This window comes from Vitreoscilla massiliensis (genome assembly GCF_001457815.1).
GTDB classification, from domain to species: Bacteria; Pseudomonadota; Gammaproteobacteria; order Burkholderiales; family Neisseriaceae; genus Vitreoscilla; species Vitreoscilla massiliensis.
Genome location: NZ_LN898219.1, coordinates 272781 through 296730 on the forward strand (window position 1 = coordinate 272781; position 23950 = coordinate 296730).

Genomic DNA, 23950 nt, shown 5'->3' on the forward strand with positions numbered 1-23950 from the left:
AAGCAAGCAAATGATGTGGCCTGTAAACCATGATGGAGGTTTACAGGCCGCATTTTCATTTCAGGTATGATGTGTGGATTGATTACGGAGAACAAGCGATGTTATTGGGATTGCTATTGGGTTTTGGGTTGTCGGCGTGTGTTTATGTGCGCTTAAAGCTGCGCGCGGCCAGCCTCAATGCCTTGGCCATAAAAGCCTTAACCACTGTGTTTTGCATTGCCATCGCGGTTTATGGAGGCCATGCATCACAAGCTTGGTCTTTGTGGGCAAGCGTGGTGGTGTTGGCCTTGGTGTGCGGGTTGTTGGGCGATGTGTTTTTGGATTTGAAACTGATTTACCGCGAGCAAGACACTTGGTTTACCTACGCAGGTTTTATCGCCTTTGGCATCGGCCACTTGCTGTATTGGGCGTATTTCTTCAGTCAGTTTGCATGGAGTGGCAACGCACTGACTTGGTGGCTGGGCATTAATGGGTTGATGGTGGCGGCGGTGTGGCTGACAGAAAAGCCGATGCAATTGGATTATGGTCGTTTTCGCGCCATCAGTTTGCTGTATGCGTTTGTGTTGCTGGGGGTGTTGTTACAGGCCGCTTATGCGTGTTGGCAACAGCCGAGTTGGCAACTGGCGCTGTTTACTTTGGCGATGATTGCATTTGTGTTGTCGGATGTGATTTTGAGCCAGTCGTATTTTGGCAAACGCCCCGAGCAGCCGTGGATGATAGTGGGCAATTATGTGTGTTATTTTGGTGCGCAAGTGTTGGTGGCGCTGACGGTAATGCTGTAATACCTGAGTAGCTCGTGCGACGGCGATGCTGCCGAACATCGCCGCCAACAAGGTGTGATTAAGGCGTGGGTGGCAATTGCTTCAGAAATTTGCGCACGCCATCGTGTACTTGGGCGCTGGTGGGCACATTGATTTTGAAAACCTGCTTCAGCAATTGCAACACCTCATCGGCATTGTGCAACAGATGTTGCTCGCTAGGCTGCCCCAGTGTGTGGATGCTGTAACGGGTGTTCAGCAGCGCATGGCGCTTACCATTGGGCTCGGTGCGCGCCGCCATCAAACGAGTGCGAAACGGCGACTTGGGGTGGGTGGCGACAAACCAATTGGCCACTTCCAAATCGATGTCGTTCACTTTTTGCAAGTCAAACGCATACAACATGCGCCATTCGTCGCCCATTTGCACGGACAACACAAATTCATTGCCGATGTTTTGAATGCGATACAGCCCATGCGGCGTGGCTTGCGCTTCGGGGTTGAGCAATTGCAAGGGCGCGGTCGGCACCAAGCCGCCAAAACCAACATCAACCAAATATGCCTGCCCATACAGGCTGACCAACAGTGCCATGTGCGTGCGCGCATGGGCCAGAGCCGGATTGTTGTCGTGCACCACCCGACCGGTAATCGCCCGCGCCTCAAACCCCAAATGCTGTAACAAACGCAAAAACAAGCCATTCAATTCAAAACAATAGCCGCCTTGATGGCCCACCACGATTTTTTGATACAGCGCATCCGCATCAAGCTGGATGTCTTGGTGCAATACCGTCGACAGGGATTGAAACGCAAACGTGCTGATGTGCGCCAATTGCAAGGCGCTTAAGGTTTCCAAATTGACCACGGGAGCAGGCTGCGGCATCAACTGCGCCAGATAGGCATCAAATGAGATGGTTTCCATAAGGCTCTCCTGTTTTGATGTGTGGGTTTTAGGGTGACAACAGATGCGTTTGGCGTCAAGTAGGGAGCATGGGTGGCTTGGAAAACTGCTTGAAATAAGGGCATATTTTTTCAGATAATCAGACAGACTGTTGTTTCAAACAGCTAAAAAAGCGGCCTGTAAATTATTACAGGCCGCTTTTAAAATCTAAAATCCAAAAGATGAAGTGGTGTATTTGCTTCATTTTCCTGATGAAATATACTGTATTTGGATCAAAATTAACCGAATATTTCAAGGCGTATGGTACATGCGATTTTTAATAATAAAGATGAGAATTTAAGATATGGACAAATAGAAAATAGCATTTAGGTTCAATATACTATCATGGCGAAATTGAGTAAGGCCAGAGTCTGTGTTTTTTCATTCTAGTTAAAAATTTTACAATATTTATATTCAGGAGCAAGCCATGTCAACCTATACCGATACAGCCAATCAAAATAATTCATATGAGCCAGCATCATCAAGCAATGATACTTATGTATTTAATAAAAATAATGGTCTGGATGTCATTAATGATAATAAAGGTACCGATAGAATTGTCTTTAATGATGTGAATTTTACAGATGTTGAATTTGTTTTAGATGGCGATGATTCAGATGGCTTAAAAATTACAGGTTATAACGGTGGTAACTATGTCAGTTTAAAAAATTTTTTCTATAGCAATGATTATAAGATAGAAAATTTTGTGTTTAAAGATGTGCAATTTAGCCTTAATAATTTGGCTACTACTGCATTAAAAATCAGTTTGAAGGAATATTCCCGAGTAGATTTAGATTTGAGCAGTGCAAATAAATGGAATGGGCCCGTTGTACTTACCAATATGCCAGATGCGCCAGAAACATCTAGTTCTTACTATGACTATAATCAAGTAAAAACCACGGACTATGGTGATGTGATTTTTGATGGATTGGGTGCAGATTATATCTATGCTAATGGCGGCAATGACACACTTTACAGTAAAAGTGGTAATGATAAGCTCTATGGGGGCGTGGGAAATGATGTGTATCAAATCAATAATGCGTATGCAGGTGATCGCATTATTATTGAGTCTTCAGAAGCAGCCAGCACTGATACTTTGACATTTACCAATTTTAATTATGAAGATGCAAGATTCTTTGCTGATAAAGAAAACAGTTACGATAATTTAATCATTAAGGGCAGTAATTTAGACAGATCTTACACGCTGTATAACCAGTTTTATTCTGTTAATAATATAGAAAATATACAGTTTTCTAATAAAAACAAATCTTGGGCTGCTTGGGCTGAGAAAATGGATTTGTACTTCACTGAAATTGACAATGTCTATACCACTGAAGCATTCAGTAACAGTAATTTCACCAATCATCCTGGGATTCGATTTTTAACCAATAATACTAAGACTACCCTAACAGGCACATTTGCAGATGATGTGTTTATTGGTGGAGCTGGTGATGATTCCTTTAGCGGGTCAAATAATAATAGCATTGTCGATGCCGATGTATTTTGGGGAGGCGCTGGCAATGATGTCCTTACAGGATATGCTGGGAGCGATACCTATGTGTTTCAAGAAGGGCATGGGCAAGATGTAATTTATGGTAATTACGAGCGAGCGGGTGAAAATAATATAATTAAGTTTATTGATATTAAAGAAACGGATGTGACCTTTACTCGAAATGACGTGGATTTGGTTATTACGCACAATAATGGCGTCGATAGTTTAACCATTAAATACTATTATTGGGATAATGTTTTGCCCACTTACAGTTTGCAATTTGCAAATTCTATCGTAACCAATATTACAGGAACGACTGCAAATGATGTGTTGTATGGCAGTAAACTTGCCACCACCATTAATGGGGGAAATGGCAATGACATCATATTGGCAGGAAAAGGCAAGTTAACCAGTAATGGTGGTAATGGTAACGACTATATTAAAGGTGGAATTGCCGATGATGTCTTAATTGGTGGAAACGGCAATGATACTGTATTTTCTGGAGTGGGAAACGATGCGTTGACTGGTGGTGATGGATCTGATTATTTATACGGTGAAGCTGGTAATGATACATTAACAGGAAGTGCTGGTAATGATGTGCTTTCAGGTGGTGCCAATAATGATACCTATATTTTTGCAGCGGGTTTTGGCGCAGATTTGGTAAAAGATCATGAAAATACCGCTGAAGAGCCTGAAAGCAATCTCACTCAAAATAATATTGCTCGTTTTCAGGGTTTGAGTATTCGAGAGTTTAGCTTCTTGAAGTCGGCACAGAATTTAGTCATAAGTCATACGAATGGAAGTGATAAAGTCACGTTTCAAAATTACTATGCAACTAACGGTGTGGCATCAGACCAAATTTCCACTTTTATATTTAGCGATGCGACTGTGGACAGCATACAATTTGGTGAAAACATCGATGATACTTTATGGGGTTCAGGCACTCGTGATGCCTTAATCGGTTATGCCGGTAACGATACTTTGTTTGGTTATAACGGCAATGATGTGCTTTATGGTGATGCCGGTAATGATAAATTGTCTGGTGGTAACGATAATGATATTTTGCTTGGAGATGTGGGTAACGATACCATATTTGGAGAAGCAGGAAATGACTCATTGTATGGCGGTGACGGCAATGATGGCATGAATGGTGGTGCTGGCAATGATATGTTAGAGGGTGGTAAAGGCAGTGATACTTTGTATGGCGGAGTGGGTAATGATGCGGATACTTATGTATTTGCCATTGGGCATGGAAATGACACCATCAATGATACCGATGATGCTACTGCTGTAGATGTATTGAATTTTTCGGCATTCAGTAGTAGCAGTGCTGTATTTACTAAGGTTGGCAATGACTTGGTGATTTCAGGATATGCGAGTGTTACTGATAAAGTTACGGTAAAACAGTATTTTGACACTGCAGTTAAGGCCTCAAATAAGCAGTTTAAATTTTCAGATCAAACCTTAACTTTGAGTAATTTGGTGAATGGCACCATCCGACTCAATATTACAGGTACGGTAAACGCAGATACTTTGAATGGCACTTCATATAGCGATGTCATCAATGGTTTAGATGGTAATGATGTTATAAATGGCTTGAATGGTAATGACATTTTAAGTGGTGGTATTGGTAATGACAGTTTGTCAGGTGGTAATGGTAGTGATGGTTTAAATGGTGGTCTTGGTAACGATACTTTAAATGGTGGTGCAGGGAATGATAATCTGTACGGTGGCGAAGGTAATGATGCTGATGTGTATGTTTTTGCCAGTGGTATGGGGATAGACAGTATTATTGATGTTGATGATACCACTGCTATTGATGTATTGAAATTTTCCAATATTAACAGTACACAAGCGGTATTTGTTCGCTCAGGGAACGACTTGGTGGTTTCGGGGGATGGTGCAGGAACAGATAGAGCCATAGTAAGGCAGTATTTTGATAAGTTAGTGAATGCCCATACCAAATCTTTCCAATTCGCTGACAAAACAATCACATTGGCGGATATGCAGTCTGGTTCAAAACGTTTTGGTTTAAATGGTACTGTCACCAATGATATTTTGAATGGCAGTAAACTTGCTGACAGTATCTTAGGTTTAGCCGGTAATGATGCCATTTATGGTGATGATGGTAATGATGTTTTAAATGGTGGTCTTGGTAACGATACAATATTTGGAGGAACGGGAAATGATGGTTTGAATGGTGCTGAGGGCAGCGACACCTTTAATGGTGGAGCTGGGACTGATGTGTTGTATGGTGGTACAAGCAATGATGCTGATACTTACTTATTTTATAAAGGTTTTGGCAGCGACACCGTCATTGATACTGATGATGTGTCAGCAGTTGATACCTTGCGTTTTGTCAGTATTAACAGTTCCACTGCAAAATTTTCAAAATCAGGCAATGATTTGATCATCAGTGGTTATGGCGCCACTACCGACAAAGTCACCGTCAAGCAGTTTTACGATACCACTGTGCAAGCGGGGAAAAAGCAATTTCAGTTTGCCGATAAAACGATTACTGCAGCGCAAGCCATTACTTTGGCGCAACAAACTGCAGGGTTGAAAACGGCGATGAGTTCATTGGTAAGCAGTGATGCTCAAACCGATGTTACTCCGACTACCATCAACCCAAGCAATAATTTGTTGGCAGCCAGTGCATAATCAAAGATATGATACAGAATATATTTATTAAAGCAGAGCTAGCATGAAAAAGCGGCCTGTAAATCGTTACAGGCCGCTTTGGTATCTTGTGAGTAAACCCGTAAGCGGTTTATTTCTTCACATAAATCTGGTCAAACACACCGCCATCGGCGAAGAATTGTTGTTGGGCGGTTTTCCAGCCACCGAAGTCTTTGTCTATGGTCACCAATTGCAGTTGTGGGAATTTGTCTTTGAATTCTGCGGCCACTTTCGGGTTAATCGGACGGTAGAAGTTTTTGGCGATGATGCGTTGCGCGTCTTCGGTGTACAGGCCTTTTAAGTATTCGGTGGCCACTTCACGTGTGCCTTTTTTATCGACCACTGAGTCGACCACAGCCACAGGCGGTTCGCACAAGATGGACAAGCTTGGGGTGACGATTTCGTATTGGTCACCGGCTTCTTTCAAGGCCAAATAGGCTTCGTTTTCCCATGCGAGCAACACATCGCCCAAGCCGCGTTGGGTAAAGGTGATGGTCGAGCCGCGTGCGCCGGTGTCCATTACTGGCACACGTTTGTACAAATCGGTGACAAACGCTTTGGCTTTGGCTTCATCGCCGCCATTGCTTTGTTTTGCCCATGCCCAAGCGGCAAGGAAATTCCAACGCGCACCGCCTGAGGTTTTTGGATTTGGGGTAATCACTTGCACATCGCCTTTGACCAAATCGCCCCAGTCTTTGATGTGTTTTGGATTGCCTTTGCGCACCAAGAACACGATGGTGGAGGTGTAAGGGGTGCTGTTGTCCGGCAAGGTTTTTTGCCAATCTTTGTTCAGCAATTCTTTTTGTTTGTTTAAAGAATCGATGTCACCGGCCAAGGCCAAAGTCACCACATCGGCCTGTAAACCATTTTGTACCGATAAGGATTGTTTGCCTGAGCCGCCGTTAGACTGTTGGATGTCCAAGGTTTGGCCGGTTTTTTGTTGCCATTGTTTTTGAAACACTTGGTTGTATTCTTGGTAGAGCTCGCGCGTTGGGTCGTAAGACACGTTTAAGATGCTGACGCTGCCTGTAGCGGCGGGTTTGCTGCCGGCGGCGGTGCTGGCCGCGTTTTTGTCATTGCCAGTGTTGTTGCCGCATGCCGCCAAAGCCAATACCAATGGCAGGGCAAGAAAGAGGGATTTTTTGAGTTTGAGCATGATGCGGCTTTCTGTTGCAGTGCAAAATGGAAGATGAAACCACTATAGCAGTGATTTTTGGCTGCACTAAATACCGTTTTATTGTTTATTTATGCGCAAAAATTATTAAAATTGGCAGCGTTGGTGGCGAGATGGTCAGCGATGATTTATGCTGATGCGTGAAGGTTTTAAGGGCAGCGGCAAGGCAAGACGGCGCTGCAAAACAGCTATGGCACACAAAATGAGGTGAACAATGGCAGCACACAAAACATACCGTTTGGATTTGGCTTTGCAAGGAGGGGGTTCACACGGTGCATTCACTTGGGGCGTGTTGGATGCTTTGTTGGAAGACGGTAGCTATGAATTTGAGGGCATCAGCGGCACCAGCGCTGGCGCGATGAATGCGGTGGCCTTGGCGGCTGGGTTTGCCGAGGCAAAAACTGAGGGCATGAGTGAGGCCGAGGCGCACAAGGCGCGCTGTGAATTGGCGCGGCAAAAACTGCACACGTTTTGGTGGGAAGTGGGCAAGATAGGGACACTGTTGGCGGCCAGTCCTGCTGCGTTTGCCGCGCAATTGATGCCGTGGCTCAGACCGGTATTGGCACCGGCGCAAAGCAACCCGTTTGACATCAACCCATTGCGGCGCATTTTGAACAATATTGTTGATTTCGACTTGATTGCCAGTTTGCAAGAAGCGCCGTGGATGCCGCAATTGTTTATTTGTGCCACTTGTGTGCGCACGGGCAAGGCCGAGATTTTTACCAATTGCAATGTCAGCAGCCAAGCGGTGATGGCTTCAGCCTGTTTGCCCATGTTATACCAAGCGGTGGAGATTGATGGCGAGCAGTATTGGGATGGCGGTTATGCTGGCAATCCGGTCTTGTACCCCTTGATTTACCAAACGCCAGCCACCGATATTTTACTGGTGCAAATCAATCCAATTGCGATTGAAAACATGCCCAAAACCATGGATGAAATTCAAGACCGAGCCAATCAAATCACGTTCAATGCCGGTTTGCTCATGGAATTGCGCGCCATCCGCTTTGTCACCCGCTTGGTAGAAGAGCAAAAATTGGACACCAGCCGCTATCGCAAGGTGTTTTTGCATCAAATTGATGGGGGTGCCAAATTGATGGGTTATGGCAGTGACAGCAAGGTCAAGTCTGATTGGTCATTTTTGCAACAATTGTTTGAGCAAGGGCGCGAAGCAGGGCAACAATGGCTGAAAACCGATGCCAAACACTTGGGCAAGAAAAACACCATGGCGAAAATCATCGACTAGGGTGGTATGGACTTGTGGTATTGATGTAAATTTACAATTAATGATAATTGTTATTATTTACATTTAAATTCGCTTGGATTAAGATGCAGCCATCGTTAAACAGTAGTCATGTGCAGCAAGCGCGGCGGCTGTTTGGCAGAGATTTATGAGGTGTGTTCCGTTTGCCCCCGCTCTAAACCAGCGGGGGCGCTTTTTTGTGCTTATTCGCTCGGCACGTCTGTGTCTTGCAATTCGCCACCCAAATCACGCAATTGCTGCAATACCTGCGCCCACACTTGCGGCAAGCTGTCGCAAGCTTGGTCTTGTGCTTTCAAACCAAATTCGATGCGGTATTGGTAAGGGCTGTTTTGCCCGGCCTGTAAAGTAGAGGGCAGACTAAAAGTCTGTATTTGCGGATATTGCTGCTCGATATTGTGCATCAAGTCGGTGATGTTGGACTCAGGCAAGTTGTATACCCACACGCTGACGCTGGCATAACGGGTTTGGTGGTGTAAATGCGGGTAGAGCGTGTCCAAAACCCATGCCACCATCGGATGGGCCATGATGGGGAAACCGGGCAAAAAATAATGTTCTTGGATGGAAAAACCGGCGATGTTGTTATACGGATTGGGCACCAAGTCGGCGCCGACCGGGAAGGTCGCCATGTTCAAACGGGTGAGGTGGTTAGGATTGTCCAAGCTTTCGCCGCGTCGGTGTGCAATGGCTTCGATGGCAGGCACAGCATCGGCATGCAAAGTCAGTGGTAAATCCAAGGCCGCCGCTGCCGCTTGACGGGTATGGTCGTCTGGTGTGCCACCGATGCCACCAGTGACAAAAGTGGGAATGCCATCGGCAAAACTGCGCTTAAGCTGCTCGATAATCATCACCCTGTCATCGGGTAGGTATTGCACATTGCGCAAACGCAAGCCGCGTTCGGCCAGTAAATTCTTAATCGCACTGAAGTGGGCATCGACACGGCTGCCGTGGATGATTTCGTCGCCTATGATGATCAATTGAAAATTCATAAATTCCTCTTTACAGGCCGCATGGTCGGGTGATGACTGTGGAAGTTGCAGCAAAGTATGACTTAGCGCTGCTCAGTCGCAGTCACAGCCTGCATACAGTAGGCGAAACCATCGCAATTGTCCATATGGCACTGGCAGCAGATGGCAAAATGCATCGGCCTGTAAGCCATTGCGCTCAAGTGTTTACGCCGGTGTTTGATGCCGTTGCCACGTCCACTGTGCGGCTTCGGATACCAAGGCCAATTCGTGTTGGCAAAAAGGCGCCACCGCCGCGGCAATCGCAGCACTGGGGGCGCTGTTGCCCAAGGCAATCAAGATGTTCGACAGCCATTTGTGAAAACCGATGCGGTAAATCGGGCTGCCGGCCATGCGCTCTTTGAAATCGTCTGCTGTCCACGCCAATAAATCCAATAAACTCATTTGGGTCAGGTTGTGGCGCACTTGAAAATCGGCTTCGCTGCTCTCTGGGGTAAAGCGGTTAAACGGGCACACCAATTGGCAATCGTCACAGCCATAAATGCGGTTGCCGATGGCGGTGCGAAATTCTTCCGGAATGATGCTGGGCAACTCTATGGTGAGGTAGGAAATGCAGCGGCGCGCGTCCACCATGTGCGGGCCAACGATGGCGCCAGTGGGGCAGGCTTGGATGCAACGGCTGCACTGGCCACAATGGCCATTAACTGCCTCAGTGGGCTCGAGTTTGACCGTGGTCAATAAGGCACCGAGAAAGTAAAAACTGCCGGTGTTTTTTTGCAAGAGCAAAGTGTGTTTGCCGCGCCAACCCAAGCCGGCCTGTACCGCAAACGACACTTCTGACACCGGCGCACTGTCGACCACGGGGCGGTGTATGCCTTCTGGTGCCAGTGTCGACAGGTATTGCGCCAATTGTTTGAGGCGAGAACGTAAAACTTTGTGATAATCCCGCCCGACCGCATAGCGTGACACATATGCTGCGTGGCTATCTGCTAGAATGGAATGCGTTAGGTCAAAGCCTTCCGTCCAATACGGCAAGGCGACCATGATGACCGATTGGGCTTGTGGCAACACATAATCGGCGTGATTGCGCGCCGTGCCGTGTTTGTGGAAAAACGTCATTTCCCCTTCATAACCTTGAGCCAGCCATGCACGCAGTTTCTCATCGTGCTCGGCGGACAAATGGGGCGGTGCGATTTTGCAGTCTAAAAAACCCAGCCGCTTCGCTTCAGTGCTCACGGCCAGACTCAATTCGGTGGCATTCATACTTCTATCTATGGAAACAACATGGCAGATTATACGCAATTCCTTGCCGATGAAGCGGCAAGCCTTGCATTTGCACAAAAATTAGCAAGCGTCCTGAAACCTTCATTAACCGTGTATTTGGCCGGTGATTTGGGCGCAGGTAAAACCACATTGACCCGCGGCCTGCTACGCGCGTGGGGTTTTGCGGGCACGGTGAAAAGCCCGACTTATACCATCGTCGAGAGTTACGAATTGGATGGTTTTAAAGTAGAACACTTTGATTTGTACCGCTTTCAAAGTCCAGAAGAGTGGTTGGACGCCGGTTTGGATGAGTTGTTTGATGACAACACCATAGCCTTGATAGAATGGCCACAAATGGCGGCAGGTTTCGTGCCTGCGGCCGATGTGACAGTCGCCTTGAGTGTACAGGACGCCGGTCGTCTGTGTACAATCATTCCCCATACAGAACTAGCTCAAAAGATGTTAAGCCCATGCCTTTGATGACCCGTCGCGGTATGTTGCAAACCTTAAGTGCCGGTGCGTTGGTGTCTGTGACGCCACTGGCCTTTGCCAACAACGCCCAAATTACCGCCGCCCGTATTTGGCCCTCCGATTTGTACACGCGCATGACGTTGGAAGCCAGCGCGGCCGTGCCGTTTAAATACTTCGTGCTCGACAATCCGCGCCGCTTGGTGGTGGACATGCAAGGCGTCAGCATCAACGAGGTGATGAAAAGCGTGCCGAGCAAGGTATTGGCGCGTGACCCTTACATCAACCAGATTCGCGTTGGCCAGTTTGATCAAAGCACGGTGCGCATCGTGGTGGATTTAAAACGCAACATCAGCCCGCAAGTGTTTTCCTTATTGCCCGTGGCCGAATACAAACACCGCTTGGTGATTGATTTGTTCCCAGCAGGCCAAGGCTCGGCGCCAGCGGTACAGGCCGAGGAAGAAGACGCATTGATGGCGCTGCTCAATGATTACAGCAAGGGCAAGGTCAGCAAAGATGGCTCGACCACCGTCACCGCGCAAACCACCATCCCCAAACCTGAAGAAGCACGCCCGAAAGCCACGCCGCAAAACAAATCCAACATCAACCGCAAAGTGGTGGTGGTCATAGATCCTGGTCACGGCGGCGAAGACCCCGGTGCCATCGGCCCCAATGGTCTGAAAGAAAAGAACGTGGTGTTGGCCATTAGCCGCGACTTGAAGAAAAAACTCGATGCTGCCGGCTACAAAACCCACATGACGCGCAACCAAGACGTGTTCATCCCCTTGGGCGTGCGCGTGGCCACGGCGCGCAAATTACAGGCCGACTTGTTTATCTCCGTGCATGCCGATGCGTTTACCAGCCCATCGGCACGCGGTACAGGCGTGTATGCCTTGAGTACCAGCGGCGCCACCAGTGCGCAAGCGAAGTTCTTGGCCGATTCGCAAAACGCGGCCGACTTAATCGGTGGGGTGAAAAAAGTTGGCAATGCCAACGTCGATCGCGCCATCTTGGACATGACCCAAACCGCCACTGTGCGCGATTCTTTGGTATTGGGCCGGCATGTGTTGAATGCCTTGGGCAACATCAACAAATTGCACAAAGGCCAAGTCGACCAAGCCGGTTTCGCCGTGCTCAAAGCACCAGACATTCCGTCCATCTTGGTGGAAACCGCGTTTATTTCCAATCCGGAAGAAGAGCGCTTGTTGGCAGGCACGGCGTTTCGCGGCAAAGTCGCCGACGCGATTTCTGCCGGTGTGAAGCGTTATTTCGCCGGTGGTGCGGTATTGGCACAACGTTAACTGCAACAAATTCATGCGGCCTGTAAGTGTTTACAGGCCGCATTTGTCTGTATCAATCATTTGAATGCATGAGGTGTGATGATGTGGTGGTTGATATTGCCTATGGTGGTGTTGGGCATCTTGAGTCTGTACATGGAAGCAGTGGCTGAGGAATGGCGCAAACTCTTGCAGCAGCGTCCTCAATTGGTGGCGCAATTGCCGCATTTTATGGCGACTTCCTCGACCGTGTTTTACCCGTACAAATACGTGCGCCTGTGGTGGGCGCTGTGCCGCCATCCGCAGTGGCAACAGCAATACGATTTGCCCGCAGACGAGTTTCAGCATTGCTTGGTGGTGGGTGGGTTTTATTATGCATTGACCACCGCAGCCTGTGCGACCCTATTGTGGTGGGGGCTGGTGCATGCGTGATGGCTGGGAATGGCATCCAATATCACAGTCATATGCTTCAACACACATTAAAGCGGCCTGTAAACTTTACAGGCCGCTTTTGATTGCCATGCATTCAAATCATGTGCGCATGCTTACTGCGCGTAAATAATGAATATGGTCGGGCGTTTTTTCAGGTTCGGACGGTCTTTAGGCCAATCTTGTACCGGCAAAGAGATGATGGTTTCGCTGTCGGCGGTCAAATCACAGGCCACACACAAGCGTGTCGTTGGTTTTAAGGTTTGCAGCGCGGTTTCGAGCAGCACATCGTTGCGGTATGGCGTTTCGATGAAGATTTGCGTTTCTTTTTGTTGGTAAGCGCGGGCTTCCCAGTCTTTCAATGCCGCAGCGCGCTCATCGGCGTGTTGCGGCAAATAGCCACGGAAGGCGAAGTTTTGGCCATTGGCACCCGAGGCCATCAAGGCCAATAAAATGCTCGATGGGCCCACCAAAGGTTTAACGGTAAATCCATGTTGGTGTGCCAAAGCCACCACTTGTGCACCAGGGTCGGCCACGGCAGGGCAACCGGCTTCGCTGACCAAGCCGACATCACGGCCTTGCTTCAAAGGTTCAAGCAAGGCGGGTATGTCGGCCGCGTTGGTGTGCTCATTGAGCGTGTGCATGGACAATTCGCGTATCGGCGTGCTCACACCCAAGGCTTTCAAATGTGCGCGCGCGGTTTTTTCGGCTTCGACGATGAAGTCGGTGATGCCGACAATCAGTGCTTGTTCGTGTGGCAATAGGCAAGGCGTGTCGGCAGTGGCCAAAGGGGTGGGGATTAAGTACAAAGTCGCGCTCATGGTAATGCGATTCCTTCTTCAATTAAAAAGCCAATCAAACTCAACATCGGCAAACCGATTAAGGCATTGGGATCGGTGCTGGTGATGGCGGCAATCAGGGTTTGGCCCAAGCCTTCGCTTTTGGCGCCGCCGGCGCAGTAAATGGCATCGGGTTCTTGTTCTAAATAGCGCTGGATGCTCTCATCTGAGAGTTCGCGCATTTGCACTTGGGTGAGGTCAACATGACTGTGCATGCGGCCTGTAAGTGTGTTGAGTAAGACCACAGCGGTGTAAAAGTCCAAATGCTGGCCGCTGGTGAAACGCAGAGTTTCGGCGGCTTTCTCCACACTCATTGGTTTGCCCAATTGCGTGTGTTGGCAAAACGCCACTTGATCGGAGCCGATGATTAAATGCTGTGGGTATATTTCAGCCACGGCTTGCGCTTTGCCAGTGGCCAAACGCAAGGCGGTAGCAGCGGCGTTTTCATGCGCTAAAGGCGTTTCGTCTATGTCTGGCGAGCAAGTGGAGAAGGGAAGATTCAATTGTTGCAATTGCATTTGGCGAAAGCGTGAACTCGATGCCAAAATCAGTGCTGGGGTGCTCATGGGGAAATTTGTCATTGACAGTTAGAATCAAACAATTATATCATCCTTCGTTTATGTTAGACGTTAATTTGATTGATCCGGTCGCTTTTGCAAAAAGCGCGTTGCTTCAAGATGATAGCATCAGCTTGGCGCAATTGGATGAGCGCGTGGCGCAGCATGAGTTTTTGGCCCATGCCGATACAACACTGCATTACCGCTTAAAAGGCGGTGTGGACAAGTTGCAACGCCCCTTTCTTGATTTATCAATACAGGGCGAGTTACAACTTGCTTGTCAACGTTGTTTGTCAGCGTTGCCATTCGTGTTGGACGAGACAGTTCGCATCGTGTTGTTCAGCGATGAGGCTGTGTTGGATGAGGCCATGGACAGTGATCCCGATTTAGAGGGAGTGCTGGCTGAGTCTGAGCTTTCTGTGTGGTCGCTCTTGGAAGATCAAATCATTATGGCTTTGCCTTATGCCCCACGTCACGACGATTGTGGCAATGATGATTTAGAGCGCGTTAATGCGGATAAACCTAATCCTTTTGCCCAGTTGGCCAAGCTTAAGCGCAACCAATAAACGTATTTATTTTCTCTTATGGAGTTTGACTCATGGCAGTTCAACAAAACAAAAAATCCCCTTCTAAACGCGGTATGCACCGTTCACACGACAGCTTGACTGCACCTGCAACAGCTGTTGATGCAACCACTGGCGAAGTACATTTGCGTCACCACATCTCTCCTAACGGTATGTACCGTGGTCGTAAAGTGATCAAATCAAACGACGAATAAGTCTGTTTGATGGAGGAAGCCAACACCAGCTCAAGCTAGATGTTGGCTTTTTTGCATTTCAGTGTTGTGCAAAACAGGCTAACCCAATTTTGCGCGACTTTCACACGCAGCAGTTTGTGGTGCATTTCTTCGCGTGATAAGCTTGCCGTGTTTTAAAAATGATTGAGTATAAATAATGATAACGATTGCAGTGGATGCGATGGGTGGTGACATAGGTTTAAGCGTTACCGTACCGGCTTCCGTGGCTTTTTTAGAACGCCAAAACGATGTCAAACTGTTGATGGTCGGCGATGAGGCCAAGTTACAGGCCGCTTTAAAAAGCGTTAACGCGCCCATGGACCGCATCAGTGTGATCCATGCCTCTGAAGTGGTGGACATGGACGAAGACCCTCGCAATGCCTTGCGCCACAAGAAAGATTCTTCGATGCGCGTGGCGATTAACCAAGTCAAAGAAGGCTTGGCCGAGGCGGCTGTGTCTGCGGGCAATACCGGCGCATTGATGGCCACTGCAAAATTCGTGTTGAAAACGATAGAAGGCATAGAACGTCCGGCAATTGCCAAATTCTTGCCCACTACCAATGGTGGCTTGACCTGTGTGTTGGACTTGGGTGCCAACATCGACAGCACGCCTGAGCATTTGTTACAGTTTGCCATCATGGGTTCGCAATTGGTGCAAGCGGTCAATCCGCACATCAAAACCCCACGCGTGGGCTTGCTGAACATCGGTTCGGAAGAAATCAAAGGCAACAGCACCGTCAAAGAGGCTTACCACCAATTGCAAAACAGCCAATTGAATTTCATTGGCAATGTTGAAGGCGATGATATTTTTACCGGTGAAGTGGAAGTGATTGTCGCCGATGGTTTTGTTGGCAATGTGGCTTTGAAAACCATCGAAGGCACGGTGAAGATGATGGGTCAAATCATCAAAAACGAATTCAACAGCAGCGCTTTAAGCAAAGCGCAAGGCTTGATTGCCAAACCGGTGTTGGCTCAAGTGAAAAAACGCATAGACCCACGCCGCTTTAATGGCGCCATATTCTTGGGTTTGCGCGGGGTGGTGGTGAAAAGCCACGGTGGTACCGATGCGGTTGGCTTTAACTATGCCTTGCAAGAAGCGTATCACGAAGCCAAGGCCGATATTTTGACCAGCATCCAACGCGGTGTGAGTGCACATTTGGCTGCGGCCGAAGCCTCAGGTGTGAACATCGGCAAATAAACCCCAGCAGCGCGATAATAATAGGCAGCTAGGCGTGAGTCCACGCCGAGCAGGCACACAGTTAAGTGACATCAGCAGCACCAACGAGAAAGTCGAGAGCGTATTACCATGACGTATGCAAAAATTTTAGGTACGGGCAGTTTCCTACCCGCCAACCGCGTCAGCAATGATGATTTGGCACAAAAAGTAGATACTTCTGATGAATGGATTGTGACGCGCACAGGCATACGTCACCGCCATGTGGCTGCTGAAAACGAATTGACCAGTGATTTGGCCGTACAGGCCGCTTTGAAGGCCATAGACAGCTCTGGTCTGGACAAAAACGACATTGATTTGATCATTGTTGCCACGACCACACCGGACAAAACCTTCCCATCGACCGCATGCATCGTGCAGCAAAAATTGGGCATGCCCGGCGTGGCAGCGTTTGACGTGCAAGCGGTGTGTGCCGGCTTTATGTATGCGTTGACCACCGCCCATGCTTACATCTTGGCTGGCTTGGCCAAAAATGCCTTGGTGATTGGTGCCGAGACGTTCACGCGTTTGCTTGATTGGAACGACAGACGCACGTGCGTGTTGTTTGGCGATGGCGCGGGCGCGGTGGTGTTGGGCAAGAGTGAGACCGAAGGCGGCATCATGCAGGCCAAATTACAGGCCGATGGCAATTACGCCCACATCTTGGAAACCCCAGGGGTGATTCATGGTGGCGAAATCGTCGGTTCACCGTATGTGTACATGGACGGCCAAGCGGTATTCAAATTTGCAGTGAAAACCTTGGCCAAAATCGGCAAGCAAGTGATAGACGATGCAGGTTTGACTGCGGACGATGTGGATTGGGTGGTGCCGCACCAAGCCAATTTGCGCATCATCGAGTCTACCGCCAAACACTTGGGCCTCTCTATGGACAAAATCATTTTGACCGTACAAGACCAAGGCAATACCTCGGCGGCGTCTATTCCGTTGGCACTGGACTTGGGCGTGCGCGATGGTCGCATCAAACGCGGCGACGTGGTCTTGCTTGAAGGCATAGGCGGTGGTTTTGCTTGGGGCGCGGTGTTATTGCGCTATTGATGTATGGATTTTATTACAGGCCGCTTAAAAACTGTTTAAGCGGCCTGTAAACGTTTTTAAGATGAAGCTAGATGTCACGTTCACGTTCTGCGGGTGTTTGGACCCGTCCCACTTTGGTGCTGCCTGTGTTATTGGGGGTGGCTTTGATTTTGTTTGCTTTGCAGCAAAACTCTTATTTAGGGCTGTGGCTGCTGGGCATGAATGTGGTATCTTTGTTCAGTTATTATGTCGACAAACGTGCGGCAACGCGCCAAGGCTGGCGCATTTCTGAAGCGCGTTTGCATGGACAAGACTTATTGGGCGGTTGGGTAGGCGGCTTGTTGGCACGCCATGTGTGGCACCACAAAACCAGCAAAACCCCTTTTATATGGGTGTTTTGGCTGACGGCCTTACTCAACACCGCCGCAGTGTTGGCGCTGATTGCTGTTTTGAAAAACGGCGCCACGCTTTATTAAACACCAGAGAGGACCATAATGGCTTTTGCATTTTTCTTTCCCGGACAAGGTTCGCAATCTTTGCACATGATGGATGGCTTCAATGACATCAGTGTGGTGCGCCATACTTTCCAAGAAGCATCCGATGTGTTGGGGCAAGACTTGTGGGCGCTGATTAACGGCGACGATGCCGCCAAACTCAATGCTACCGTGATTACCCAACCTTTGATGTTGACCGCTGGCATCGCCACATGGCGCGCTTACCAACACTTGGGCGGCGCAGCACCTGCTGCTTTGGCCGGCCACAGCTTGGGCGAATACACCGCTTTGGTGGCAGCACAAAGCTTGGATTTTGCCACTGCGATTAAATTGGTGAGCGAACGCGCCCACTTGATGCAAAACGCCGTGCCACAAGGCGTGGGCGCGATGGCGGCCATCTTGGGCTTGAGCGATGAAGAAGTGATGGACGTGTGCCGTTTGGCGCAAGACGGTGGCGAAGTGGTCGAAGCGGTGAACTTCAATGCCGTCGGTCAAGTGGTGATTGCCGGCAATGCTCAAGCCGTGGAAACCGCGATGGCCTTGGCCAAAGAAAAAGGTGCCAAACGTGCCTTGCCTTTGCCTGTGTCTGTGCCTTCACATTGCAGCTTGATGAAACCTGCAGCAGAAAAACTCAAGGCTTATTTGGCCGATGTTGAGATTGTGGCACCACACATTCCAGTGATACACAACGTCGATGTCAACACCCACCAAGATGTGGCCTTGATCAAAGACGCGTTGGTGCGCCAATTGTATTCGCCGGTATTGTGGACGCAAACCGTGAACAAACTGGTCGAAGACGGCATTACCGAAGCGGCCGAATGTGGCCCCGGCAAAGTATTGGCGGGCTTGTCCAAACGCATTAACAAAGAAGCCTCTTGTGTGGCCTTGACCAAACAAGCAGACTTAGAAGCATTTATCGCGGCTCAGAGCGCGTAATACAAAGGGATGAACATGGATTTAGGATTACAAGGCAAGGTGGTATTGGTAACGGGCGCATCGCGCGGCATCGGTGCGGCGATTGCCGACAGCTTGGCTGCCCAAGGCGCGATTGTGATAGGCACGGCTACCAGCGACGCGCAAGCGGCGAAAATCAACGAGCGCTTGAGTGCGCACGGTGGCGCTGGTCGCGTGTTGAACGTGGGCGAAGTGGAATCTATCGAAACCTTGATTGCCGACATTACCAAAGAATTCGGCACCATCGAAGTGTTGGTGAACAACGCCGGCGTGACCCGCGACAATTTGTTGATGCGCATGAAAGACGAAGAGTGGGACGACATCATGCACATCAATTTGAAATCGGTGTACCGCGCCAGCAAAGCCGTTTTGCGCGGCATGATGAAAGCGCGCCACGGCCGCATCATCAGCATCGCTTCTGTCGTTGGTGCGATGGGCAATGCCGGTCAAGCCAATTACGCCGCCGCCAAAGCCGGCATGATGGGTTTCACCAAATCCTTGGCGCGTGAAGTCGGCAGCCGTGGCATTACCGTCAACTGTGTTGCCCCTGGTTTTATCGACACCGACATGACCCGCGCCTTGCCTGAAGAGCAACGTGCAGCCTTGGCTGGCAACATCGCCTTGGGCAAACTTGGTGAAGCGCAAGACATCGCCGATGCAGTGGTGTTCTTGGCATCGAATCAAGCCAAATACATCACCGGCCAAACCTTACATGTGAATGGCGGCATGTTGATGCCTTAAGGCTTTGAGAGCAAGACCATGAATCAATAAGCGGCCTGTAAACCATTTACAGGCCGCTTTTGTATGTGCTCTCTGAACAGCTTTATCTTATTCAGAGAGCTCAAATCCTTGTGCGGCGGCATAGGCTTTGGCCGCATCTGCCGTGGCAAACAACAGCGCTTGACCGTTGTCGTCAGTGAGTCGCCGCGGTTTACCACGCTGAAACACCAAAATGGTAAAAGCATCGACATGGTTTGGTTTGTCGATAAAGCGCGTAAGGGCATAAATCGTGTCAGCCATTTCAGAACCTGTGCCAAAATAATGTTGCCACATCATAGACGCTGCGCTTAGCTGCGGCAAATAGCGGCAACGGGGATGGCATAGATGGGAGAAACAGTGTGCAGGGAAATGTGGGCAACACCGAGCGAGGCTTGCCGAGATGAAGGAGGTGGGTGTGAACAAACGGCGACAATCAACATTGTTCTTGAGTGTGTGGTTGCCCTTGTTTGCTGCGGCCATGTTCATCGCCTATGTGCGACCGTGGTTGGCGCAAGGCTTGGGCGGCGAACGCGTGTTGCGTGCCAGCGCTGGTGTGCGCGGCGGAAGAAATCAGTGGTGGGTGTTTGACGAAGCCACGCGCACCGCCCATCCGCTGCGCACGGCCTTGCTGTCGCTGTCGGACGTGCAAATCGGTGCCATCGCCTTGGGAGTGGTGGCGGTTTTGCTGTTGTGGCGCTGGTATCACCGTCGACGTGTTTGAGAGGGATGGAGAGGATAAAAGACAGTCGCAGCCATACCTGTATGTAAACACAAATAAGCGGCCTGTAAACGTTTACAGGCCGCTTTGCTGTTGTTGATATGCTCTAAACAGATAACGATTATTTTAGAAAGTAATTCGGAATGAATATTGCTGTAGAGAGAGGAGCAATTTATCTAAATTACTTGTATCTGAAGTACAAACTACATTTTAAGGGGAAAGTATGGCAACTCAATTAGGTACTGTTGGTAATGATGCGTTATTTGGAGATGATTTTGATAATTTCATTGACGCATTAGAAGGAGATGATTCTATTTCAGGGTATGCGGGTGCAGATACTCTTTGGGGAGGGATTGGCAATGACACATTATGGGGAGATGAGGGCAAAGACATTCTTTATGGTGGTGATGGGGTAGATTATCTTTATGGAGGCTATGGCGAAGATAAATTGTATGGTGGTGCTGGTAATGATTATTTATATGGTCATGAGGATAATAATTATTTAGATGGTGGGGATGGTAATGACATCTTGTATGGCGGTTTGATGAATGACGAAATACTGGGTGGAAATGGGGACGACAAAATTTATGCGTATAATGGTAATGATATTTTGAATGGTGGCGCTGGCAATGATGAATTGTATGGATACGAAGGCGATGACACCATAAATGGTGGTGATGGTGATGACACTATATTGGGCGCCGCTGGTAATGACACATTGTATGGTGGTCTGGGGCAAGATTTATTTTATTTTTCTGACCAAAATTTTGGTAATGATGTCATTTTTGAAACCAATGAGGCAGACAATTCTAATTCACCAAAATACACAGTAGAATTTTACGGTGGTGCAGTGGCAGATTATGGTTATACCAAAATCAATAATGATCTCATCATTCAGCATGTGTCTGGAAATGGTAGTGTTCGAATAAGTGATTATTTTTTACATAATATACAGGCAGTATCAGCCCCGATTTTTGATTATAGAGATGGAAAATACAGCAGTTTTATCGTGGGTGGGGCTGGTATTGATAACCTGACAGGCACCAGCATTGCTGATGTCATGCACGGTAATGCAGGAGCGGATACCATTGATTCAGGTGATGGTGATGATGTGGTGTTTGGTGGTTTGGGCAATGATGTGATTGATGGTGGAACAGGTTATGACAAGCTGTATGGTCAAGAAGGTAATGACACCATCAGAGGCAATTATGGGGCCGATATCATTGTAGGTGGTAAAGGCAACGATACCATGTACAGTGGCGATGGCAGTGATGAGGACACTTACCGATTCTACTCAGGAGATGGTGTGGATATGGTAATTGATTTGGATGACCGTTTTTTACGAGGAGATTTCCTAGAGTTCTTACAAGTCAACAGTTCGCAAGCCATTTTCACCAAGCAAGGAGATGATTTGGTGGTGGCAGGTTATGGTTTAACAACCGATAAAGTCATCGTTAAACAGTATTTTGATACCTCAACATTTGCTCGCAATAAACGCTTTACTTTTAAGGATAAGACTTTGCTTGCGGGTGATGTTAAGTTAAGTGTTAAAGGCACTCTTAATGGTGATGTACTGAAAGGCTCTGAGTATGCTGACTTGATACAAGGCTTGGATGGTAATGATATCTTATATGGCTATTTGGGCAATGATGCTTTGCAAGGTGGTAAGGGTAACGATACCTTGTTTGGTAATGAAGGTGCAGATGGTTTGAATGGCAATGAGGGTAATGATGTTTTAAATGCTGGCAAGGGCAATGATGTCATTTATGGTGGTGTTAGTAATGATGCGGATACCTATATATTTTATTTGGGGGATGGGAGTGATACTGTAATCGATACGGATGACAGCAGTGCCAAAGATACTTTGCGATTTATCAATATGAATGCCAGCAATGCACAGTACTTACGTAAGGGTACCGATTTGGTCATTAGCGCTTATGGTAGTAGTGGTGATGCGGTAAAAATTTCCCAGTATTTTGATCGAACAGTTGCTGCTCACAATAAGCAGTTTCAATTTGCAGACAAGACTATGGGCTTGTTGGAAATGCAAGCAGGAAGCTTGCGCTTTAATTTGAATGGCAGTGCTGAAGTGGATACCCTTAATGGCAGTCAAGTTGCGGATACAATCTATGGTTTGGCTGGAAATGATAAATTGTATGGCTATGAAGGCAGTGATTTATTGCGTGGGGGCATTGGTAATGACACTTTGTTTGGAGGTGTAGGTGCTGATGCGTTGAATGGTGATGCTGGGATTGATGTTTTAAATGGTGGTACGGGTAATGATACCTTGTATGGTGGTGCGGGTAATGATGCTGATTCGTATATTTTTTACAAAGGTGATGGGACAGATACTGTTATTGATACCGATGATACCTCTGCGCTAGATACCTTACGTTTTATTAATATTAACAGCAGCGCAGCGACATTTAGCAAAGTTGGAACGGATTTGTTGATTTCGGGTTACGGGGTTGCCAGCGATAAGGTTACAGTAAAACAATTTTTTACAACTACGGTGAATGCTGCAAATAAACAATTTCAATTTGCAGATAAAACCGTCACGGCCAATCAGGTGTCTCAATTGATTGGTGCGATGAATGCAATGGCAACAACCACATCTGTAGTAAGCAATACATCCGTGGCAAATTCTATGACACCAAATTTGGCTGTTAGTATTTAAATAAAGCATTAATTAAGCGGCCTGTAAACCATTTACAGGCCGCTTTTGTATGCACCAAATAGCTGATAAAAACACCTAGAGTCATTATTTCATTTCTGCTACCATCCACACATCATGACTGGGGCTAAAGGTGTGGAAATGGCGATATTGGTGAATGCGTATGCAACCGTGGTGGCATTGCCGCCACTGGATTTTCGTGGCGAGGTGCTCAATCAGCGCGATGACACGGACGCGGAATTGGCGGGACATCTGCAAGGCTTTATTGGCTATGTGTTGCAGCTTGATGGCGAGGACATGACGCAGAGCAAGTATTACACCATGAAGCACATCGAGCGGGTGAAACACCAAGTCAGCGCCGAAGTCGATGAGCATGATTTGGATGATTTTGCCCTCTGGGCCGAGCGCGCCAATGCCATTGTTTATTTGCCCGATGGTTCGGTGCGCGCACCCAATGGCGCGCAAATCTTGCCAGCCACCGATGAACCCGTATTGCCACCGACACTGCCAAGTGCTTGGGCGCGCAAGCAGCGCACCGAGGCGGCTTTGACAGCACTAGGCATACGCACACCTGTGTCGTTGCCGGCAGTGATTGCGGATGAGGAATTGCGCTTGCGTCCGGCGGCTGAGTGTTTGCAGCGGGCATTGGGCTGTTGTGTGGCGGCGGTGATGGCGGACACACGCGCCAGCGGTGAGCCATTCAGCACTGATGAGCTACAAGAAAAATTTCCACAAGCCTATGGCTGGATGACGCCGCAAGAGCGCGATTTTGTTGAGAGCGATTATGTGGATGAGCAAGACTGTGTCAATTTCACTTGGCGTTATGAGGCGATTGCGACCTTGATGTGGGCGTTGGAGGCCTTGCCGGCTTTGCCCAAAGTCGATGAGGTGTGTGATGTGTCGGCCTTGGCTGGTTTGGTGTTGAACATGGATGTGCCACAGGCTTTACAGGCCGCTCATTACCGCGCGGACAGCGAGATTTTGGATGCCTTGGATGAGATGTACCGTTTGCAATGGTTGGTGCACGACTGCCATCACCAAGGCAAAAATCTGCCCGAACACATCCACGGCGGCGTGGTGCAAGAGCGTTTGTACGCGCTCAATTGGTTGACGGGCTTTGATGTGGCCGAGTGGGACGACATCCAAACGCCGGCTTAATGGTGAAAAATAACAAGCGGCCTGTAAAGCCGAATAGGTTTACAGGCCGCTTGCTT

General features: G+C 48.3%; 24 protein-coding genes. 17 read left to right on the top strand and 7 right to left on the bottom strand.

Annotation, left to right across the window (positions count from 1 at the left end; genetic code table 11):
* Nucleotides 1-29: 29 nt before the first annotated feature.
* On the top strand, nucleotides 30-782 hold the full coding sequence (locus tag BN3003_RS06920) for a lysoplasmalogenase family protein (protein WP_082625590.1): 753 nt from the start codon (nucleotides 30-32) through the stop codon (nucleotides 780-782).
* Between the two features lie 58 nt (nucleotides 783-840).
* On the opposite strand, the gene BN3003_RS06925 is transcribed toward BN3003_RS06920, so the two are convergent.
* On the bottom strand, nucleotides 841-1674 hold the full coding sequence (locus BN3003_RS06925; RefSeq protein ID WP_058355911.1) for an arylamine N-acetyltransferase family protein: 834 nt from the start codon (nucleotides 1672-1674) through the stop codon (nucleotides 841-843).
* 445 nt (nucleotides 1675-2119) lie between these two features.
* Here BN3003_RS06925 and BN3003_RS18660 point away from each other — a divergent pair, with 445 nt between their 5' ends.
* Nucleotides 2120-5845: a calcium-binding protein gene (locus BN3003_RS18660; RefSeq protein WP_058355912.1), complete on the top strand. Its 3726-nt coding sequence runs from the start codon at nucleotides 2120-2122 to the stop codon at nucleotides 5843-5845.
* 109 nt (nucleotides 5846-5954) lie between these two features.
* Here the strand turns inward: BN3003_RS18660 and BN3003_RS06935 are convergent, their stop codons facing one another.
* Nucleotides 5955-7019, bottom strand: coding sequence for a sulfate ABC transporter substrate-binding protein (locus BN3003_RS06935; protein WP_058355913.1), 1065 nt, complete (start codon nucleotides 7017-7019; stop codon nucleotides 5955-5957).
* Nucleotides 7020-7045: 26 nt separating this feature from the next.
* Here BN3003_RS06935 and BN3003_RS19200 point away from each other — a divergent pair, with 26 nt between their 5' ends.
* Both BN3003_RS19200 and BN3003_RS06940 read left to right on the top strand, forming a co-directional pair.
* A complete protein-coding gene (locus BN3003_RS19200; protein WP_267886099.1) occupies nucleotides 7046-7174 on the top strand; it encodes a hypothetical protein in 129 nt (42 codons plus the stop codon).
* A gap of 77 nt (nucleotides 7175-7251) precedes the next feature.
* Nucleotides 7252-8280, top strand: a complete 1029-nt coding sequence (locus tag BN3003_RS06940; RefSeq protein ID WP_058355914.1) for a patatin-like phospholipase family protein — start codon at nucleotides 7252-7254, stop codon at nucleotides 8278-8280.
* Between the two features lie 200 nt (nucleotides 8281-8480).
* On the opposite strand, the gene BN3003_RS06945 is transcribed toward BN3003_RS06940, so the two are convergent.
* Nucleotides 8481-9284 (bottom strand): competence/damage-inducible protein A, encoded by an 804-nt coding sequence (locus BN3003_RS06945; protein ID WP_058355915.1) that lies wholly within the window; start codon nucleotides 9282-9284, stop codon nucleotides 8481-8483.
* Nucleotides 9285-9467: 183 nt separating this feature from the next.
* Nucleotides 9468-10523 (bottom strand): tRNA epoxyqueuosine(34) reductase QueG, encoded by a 1056-nt coding sequence (gene queG / locus BN3003_RS06950; protein ID WP_058355916.1) that lies wholly within the window; start codon nucleotides 10521-10523, stop codon nucleotides 9468-9470.
* A gap of 21 nt (nucleotides 10524-10544) precedes the next feature.
* Between queG and tsaE the strand changes: the two genes are divergently transcribed.
* The 3 genes from tsaE (at nucleotide 10545) to BN3003_RS06965 (ending at nucleotide 12700) form a co-directional block, all read left to right on the top strand.
* Nucleotides 10545-11003 (top strand): tRNA (adenosine(37)-N6)-threonylcarbamoyltransferase complex ATPase subunit type 1 TsaE, encoded by a 459-nt coding sequence (tsaE, locus tag BN3003_RS06955; RefSeq protein WP_058355917.1) that lies wholly within the window; start codon nucleotides 10545-10547, stop codon nucleotides 11001-11003.
* The gene (locus BN3003_RS06960; RefSeq protein WP_058355918.1) at nucleotides 10994-12292 is read left to right on the top strand and encodes an N-acetylmuramoyl-L-alanine amidase; all 1299 of its coding nucleotides are present in this window, start codon (nucleotides 10994-10996) and stop codon (nucleotides 12290-12292) included. Before tsaE ends, BN3003_RS06960 begins: the two co-directional genes overlap by 10 nt.
* A gap of 78 nt (nucleotides 12293-12370) precedes the next feature.
* Nucleotides 12371-12700, top strand: coding sequence for a hypothetical protein (locus tag BN3003_RS06965; RefSeq protein ID WP_058355919.1), 330 nt, complete (start codon nucleotides 12371-12373; stop codon nucleotides 12698-12700).
* 113 nt (nucleotides 12701-12813) lie between these two features.
* On the opposite strand, the gene BN3003_RS06970 is transcribed toward BN3003_RS06965, so the two are convergent.
* Together BN3003_RS06970 and BN3003_RS06975 are read right to left on the bottom strand one after the other, a co-directional pair.
* The gene (locus tag BN3003_RS06970; protein ID WP_058355920.1) at nucleotides 12814-13518 is read right to left on the bottom strand and encodes an SAM-dependent methyltransferase; all 705 of its coding nucleotides are present in this window, start codon (nucleotides 13516-13518) and stop codon (nucleotides 12814-12816) included.
* A complete protein-coding gene (locus tag BN3003_RS06975; RefSeq protein ID WP_058355921.1) occupies nucleotides 13515-14102 on the bottom strand; it encodes a Maf family protein in 588 nt (195 codons plus the stop codon). The genes BN3003_RS06970 and BN3003_RS06975 overlap by 4 nt, the downstream gene beginning before the upstream one ends.
* Nucleotides 14103-14155: 53 nt before the next feature.
* On the opposite strand from BN3003_RS06975, the gene BN3003_RS06980 reads away from it, so the two are divergent.
* The 7 genes from BN3003_RS06980 (at nucleotide 14156) to fabG (ending at nucleotide 19326) form a co-directional block, all read left to right on the top strand.
* Entirely contained in the window at nucleotides 14156-14659 is a 504-nt protein-coding gene (locus tag BN3003_RS06980; protein WP_058355922.1) for a YceD family protein, read from the top strand.
* A gap of 32 nt (nucleotides 14660-14691) precedes the next feature.
* Entirely contained in the window at nucleotides 14692-14871 is a 180-nt protein-coding gene (rpmF, locus tag BN3003_RS06985; protein WP_058355923.1) for a 50S ribosomal protein L32, read from the top strand.
* 175 nt (nucleotides 14872-15046) lie between these two features.
* On the top strand, nucleotides 15047-16087 hold the full coding sequence (plsX, locus tag BN3003_RS06990; RefSeq protein ID WP_058355924.1) for a phosphate acyltransferase PlsX: 1041 nt from the start codon (nucleotides 15047-15049) through the stop codon (nucleotides 16085-16087).
* A gap of 108 nt (nucleotides 16088-16195) precedes the next feature.
* Nucleotides 16196-17158 (top strand): beta-ketoacyl-ACP synthase III, encoded by a 963-nt coding sequence (locus BN3003_RS06995; RefSeq protein WP_058355925.1) that lies wholly within the window; start codon nucleotides 16196-16198, stop codon nucleotides 17156-17158.
* A gap of 71 nt (nucleotides 17159-17229) precedes the next feature.
* The gene (locus BN3003_RS07000) at nucleotides 17230-17613 is read left to right on the top strand and encodes a DUF1294 domain-containing protein (protein WP_082625591.1); all 384 of its coding nucleotides are present in this window, start codon (nucleotides 17230-17232) and stop codon (nucleotides 17611-17613) included.
* 18 nt (nucleotides 17614-17631) lie between these two features.
* The gene (fabD, locus tag BN3003_RS07005; RefSeq protein ID WP_058355926.1) at nucleotides 17632-18567 is read left to right on the top strand and encodes an ACP S-malonyltransferase; all 936 of its coding nucleotides are present in this window, start codon (nucleotides 17632-17634) and stop codon (nucleotides 18565-18567) included.
* A 15-nt stretch (nucleotides 18568-18582) separates the two neighbouring features.
* The gene (gene fabG / locus BN3003_RS07010) at nucleotides 18583-19326 is read left to right on the top strand and encodes a 3-oxoacyl-ACP reductase FabG (protein ID WP_058355927.1); all 744 of its coding nucleotides are present in this window, start codon (nucleotides 18583-18585) and stop codon (nucleotides 19324-19326) included.
* An 87-nt stretch (nucleotides 19327-19413) separates the two neighbouring features.
* Here the strand turns inward: fabG and BN3003_RS07015 are convergent, their stop codons facing one another.
* The gene (locus BN3003_RS07015; protein ID WP_058355928.1) at nucleotides 19414-19641 is read right to left on the bottom strand and encodes a hypothetical protein; all 228 of its coding nucleotides are present in this window, start codon (nucleotides 19639-19641) and stop codon (nucleotides 19414-19416) included.
* A gap of 118 nt (nucleotides 19642-19759) precedes the next feature.
* On the opposite strand from BN3003_RS07015, the gene BN3003_RS07020 reads away from it, so the two are divergent.
* From BN3003_RS07020 to BN3003_RS07030, 3 genes are all read left to right on the top strand, one after another.
* Nucleotides 19760-20065: a hypothetical protein gene (locus BN3003_RS07020; protein ID WP_058355929.1), complete on the top strand. Its 306-nt coding sequence runs from the start codon at nucleotides 19760-19762 to the stop codon at nucleotides 20063-20065.
* Nucleotides 20066-20285: 220 nt separating this feature from the next.
* Entirely contained in the window at nucleotides 20286-22739 is a 2454-nt protein-coding gene (locus BN3003_RS19205) for a calcium-binding protein (RefSeq protein WP_082625592.1), read from the top strand.
* Nucleotides 22740-22853: 114 nt separating this feature from the next.
* Nucleotides 22854-23894, top strand: coding sequence for a DUF4272 domain-containing protein (locus BN3003_RS07030; RefSeq protein WP_082625593.1), 1041 nt, complete (start codon nucleotides 22854-22856; stop codon nucleotides 23892-23894).
* Nucleotides 23895-23950: the final 56 nt, after the last annotated feature.